The sequence below is a fragment of the Mycobacterium sp. genome (genome assembly GCF_044370595.1).
Classification (GTDB): Bacteria; Actinomycetota; Actinomycetes; order Mycobacteriales; family Mycobacteriaceae; genus Mycobacterium.
Genome location: NZ_JBILVF010000225.1, coordinates 1 through 3,654, shown reverse-complemented (window position 1 = coordinate 3,654; position 3,654 = coordinate 1). Strand labels below are relative to the sequence as shown.

Annotated in this window: 4 protein-coding genes; 3 read left to right on the top strand and 1 reads right to left on the bottom strand. The window is 65.1% G+C overall.

Annotated features, from left to right (window positions below):
- Positions 1 to 80 precede the first annotated feature (80 nt).
- A complete protein-coding gene (locus tag ADBZ5N_RS17950; RefSeq protein ID WP_526259798.1) occupies positions 81 to 2,369 on the bottom strand; it encodes a PAS domain-containing protein in 2,289 nt (762 codons plus the stop codon).
- A 167-nt stretch (positions 2,370 to 2,536) separates the two neighbouring features.
- On the opposite strand from ADBZ5N_RS17950, the gene ADBZ5N_RS17945 reads away from it, so the two are divergent.
- From ADBZ5N_RS17945 to ADBZ5N_RS17935, 3 genes are all read left to right on the top strand, one after another.
- Positions 2,537 to 2,878, top strand: a complete 342-nt coding sequence (locus ADBZ5N_RS17945) for an STAS domain-containing protein (RefSeq protein WP_526259800.1) — start codon at positions 2,537 to 2,539, stop codon at positions 2,876 to 2,878.
- The gene (locus ADBZ5N_RS17940; RefSeq protein WP_526259796.1) at positions 2,865 to 3,281 is read left to right on the top strand and encodes an ATP-binding protein; all 417 of its coding nucleotides are present in this window, start codon (positions 2,865 to 2,867) and stop codon (positions 3,279 to 3,281) included. The genes ADBZ5N_RS17945 and ADBZ5N_RS17940 overlap by 14 nt, the downstream gene beginning before the upstream one ends.
- Positions 3,282 to 3,423: 142 nt before the next feature.
- A partial coding sequence (locus ADBZ5N_RS17935) for a sulfatase-like hydrolase/transferase (protein ID WP_526259794.1) occupies positions 3,424 to 3,654 on the top strand: 231 nt, incomplete at its 3' end.

Genomic DNA, 3,654 nt, shown 5'->3' with positions numbered 1-3,654 from the left:
CGCGTGCTTCTACCTCCAGGGTGATGTCGGTGACCTGCGCGATCATCCACCAAACAGTTCATCCATGCCAAACGGTCATCTCATTTGGGGCGACCTGTCCGTGGGCTGTCTGCGCAAACCGCAGCCGGAAGGACTCGATCCTGCCGGCCATCATGTTCTCGACGTTGATGAAATCCGCTTTCCAGGTACTCCGGAGCGGTCAACTGCTGCCACGTCATCTGCTTCAGGGTCGCCGCGTCGTAGCCGAAGAAGTCGCACGCCGCCTGATTGACCTCCTCGAGGCGGCCGTCCGGCTCGATGACACCCATGCCCACGGCGGCGTTGTCCATCAAGTTGCGGTAGCGGGCCCGTGCCGCGGCCTCCATTCGGCGGGCATCCTCAGCCACCCTCTGCGTCCGCACCCGTTCGGTGATGTCGATGATCTGCGCGATGATCGACTCCACCTCGCCGTTCGGTTTGCGCAGACAACTCACCGAAAGGTCACCCCAGATCCGGTGGCCGTCGGCATGCAGGTACTCCTTCACCCCGCGGTGGGTTTCGCTCTCGCCGGCGATGACGCGGGCGAATTCCGCCACATCTGAATCCAGGTATTCCGGGGCCGCCAATTCCGGCCACGTCTTGGTGCGCAGGACCTCGGCGTCGTATCCGAAGTAGCGGCACATCGCGTCGTTGACCACCTCGAAGCGACCCTCGGGGGTGGTGACACACATCGGCACGGCCGAGCTGTCCATCAGTCTTCGGTATCGGGCGTCGGCTTCGGCCTGCCGTTGATCGGCGAGTTCGACTTGCTCGACGGCCCGCACCTCATCGTCGATCACCCGGAATGACGCGGTGTACCCGTCCGGGTTGCCGTCGGCGTCGTAAAAGCTCTTGGCATGCACGTGCACCCAATGTGTCTGACCGTCAGCTGCTTTCAGACGGCCGCACGGAATCACAGCGCGGTCGTCGGCCAACCACACCACCTTGTCGGCGGCCTGGTGATCCTCCTCGGGGATGATCTCCATCAAGGGTCGGCCGATCCAATGATCCGGCGCAGCGCCCAAGGCCTCTTCGACCGACGGCGAGACCCAGGCGACGGCACCGCGGCGAATGTGCATGACGACGTCCCCGACGTTATCGGCGACCAGCCGATAATGTTCCTCGGACTCGGCGATCCGCTGTGCGCTCTGAACCCGTTCAGTGACGTCGCGCCACGTCAGGATGATGAAGCCGGCGCCGGCGTGGGCGCCGCGGATGTCGTAGTGCCGCGGACCGGAAAGTACTTCGTTGTCGTAGCGGATGTCGTCGAGGATCAGGGGATCTCCGGTTTCGACACAGTGCGCATAGCGCGCGAGCATCCCGGAAGTCTTGAGGTTCGGCATCGTCTCCAGCACGGCGTGGCCGACGAGTTCGTCTCGGGTCATCGACAGGTATGCGCAAGTGGCGCGGTTGACGTCGCGGTAGACGAAGTCGACGACCAGCCCGCTCTCGTCACGAACGGCCTCCAGGAGGGCCTGAGGATCGAGCATTGCATCCGCCGACGCCCTCAACTGGGCATGGGCTCGTTCCGAGGACCCCAGCGCCCGAGAGGATTCCGACTCGTCGTAGAAAACCCAGGTGCGGCCGTGGAAGTTCTGATTGTCGACGGGTTTTGAGACCACCCAAAGGTGTGTCGGTTCGGTCGGAAAGCGCCACATACACGCAATCGACGCTTCCGGATCCGACTCCAAAAGACTTCGGCAGTCATTGATTTCGGAGCAGTTGAGCGCCCGGCCCGCCAGTCGGTCCAGCGCGCTGTCGAGCGCGGCCACCGGGTTCTTCCCCTGCGGAAGGCCCAGCAGAGTGGCCGCGGCCCGGTTGACGGCAGCCAGTCCAACTCCGGGGTTGAGCGTCACAACCCCGTCCTGCAGGCCGTTGACCGCCGCTCGCAGGCGTTCGACTTCGCCGTTTGCGCAGTACAGATCCCTGCATACTGAGGCGACGGCTGCCACCTGTTCAAGCAGGTCCGGCTGCCACCGGTCGGGGATACCGCTGGCTACCGCCTGGTCGCACCACACCACGGTGAGCACGAGATCCTCACCGAGGACGAAGGAGCGATCGGCCGCCGGTGCGGCGGGCAGTGCCTGCATGAGCGCATCCGACCCCGGCCCCGGCACCGTCCCCGACCCCGGCCCCGGCACCGGCACCGGCACCGAGGATGTCCGCTCGACCGCGTCGTCAGCCACCCCCGTCGATGCCAGGCAGAGCAAGGCGGTGGGCGCGATGGTCATCGGATAGCCGCCGAGCCCGACTGCGACGCCGTTGGGGCCGCTTCGGCACCAAACCAGCGCAGCGTCGGCGCGCGAGTCATTGACCAGCCGTTTGAGAACGTCGTCGAGCTGGTGGGTCATGCGCCGTCGAACCCGGTCATCGCGAACCGACGCTAGCAGGCGAGTGTCTGTGCGGCACCTCGGCACAGGACCTGAAGAGGGGGTGAAGTAGCAGCCCAAAACTGTGATTGCGGCGCTGGTCAACTGGCCTACGGCTATGCTCTGCCGGGCGAAGGAAGGAAATGACGATGGCGGAGTGGCCAATCAGGACGACCGAATCCGGCGCCGTGGTGCTGCGCCCGGAAGGGCGCCTCAACATGGTTGCCGCCCCCGACCTTCGTGAGCAATTGCATGATTTGGTCCGTGGCGGGAAAACCCGGCTTGTGGTCGATCTTTCGGCTGTTGAAACCATCGACTCCTCCGGTTTGGGGGCGCTCATCTCGGGTCTGAAGGCGGCTCGGCAGGGTGGGGGGGACTTGCGGATCAGCTCACCGAGCGAGCAGGCGGTTGCAGTTCTGGAACTGACCAATCTCAATCGGGTTCTCAAGGTCGCGGATTCCCCGGACAGTGCCTTCGATGAATCACCCTGAGTATCGGCTCCTCGAGGGTCCGGTTGGCCCCGGAACGCTCGGCGATATCGAGGCGGCTCTCCAGCGGACGTGGGCGGCCCACCAGCATGTCCCACCCACCGTTCGGATGCATATGGGCATCGCGACAGCGGAGATCGGCGCCAACATCGTCGAGCATGCGGCCGCATCGAGGTCGGTGTGTCTGACCATGGACGTCACGGTTTTCCCCGACCGGGTGCGGGTGGAGTTCACCGACGACGGCGATCCTGTTCCCGTTCCGGTGGACCTGGCTGCGGTGCAGATGCCTGACGAGTTCGCACAGCGCGGCCGCGGCCTCGCTCTGGCCCAGGCGGTACTCGACGACCTGACTTACCGCCGGACCCACCTCAACCACTGGACGCTGGTCAGCAAACCGTTTGCGTGACCCGGCCATGGCAGTCCGGGAATCCGAAGTTGCTGTCGTACCTGCAGGTGACTGCAAGGTGTTCAACCATTGGATTCTGTTCGGGCGCTTCGCCTGAGCGCCCGGGGTCACAACGCTGACCGAACCCGGTAACGTCGCCGCTATGACAGCCGAGTTCACAGGCACGATCGCCCTAGACATCCGCGACTCCCAACCGGACTGGGGTCCCTACACTGCGCCCGCCGCGCCGCAGAACGCCCCCAACGTGCTGTACGTGGTGTGGGACGACGTCGGCGTCGCCACCTGGGATTGCTTCGGCGGACTGGTGCAGATGCCGGCCATGAGCCGCATCGCCGACCGCGGGGTGAGGCTGACCCAGTTCCACACCACGGCG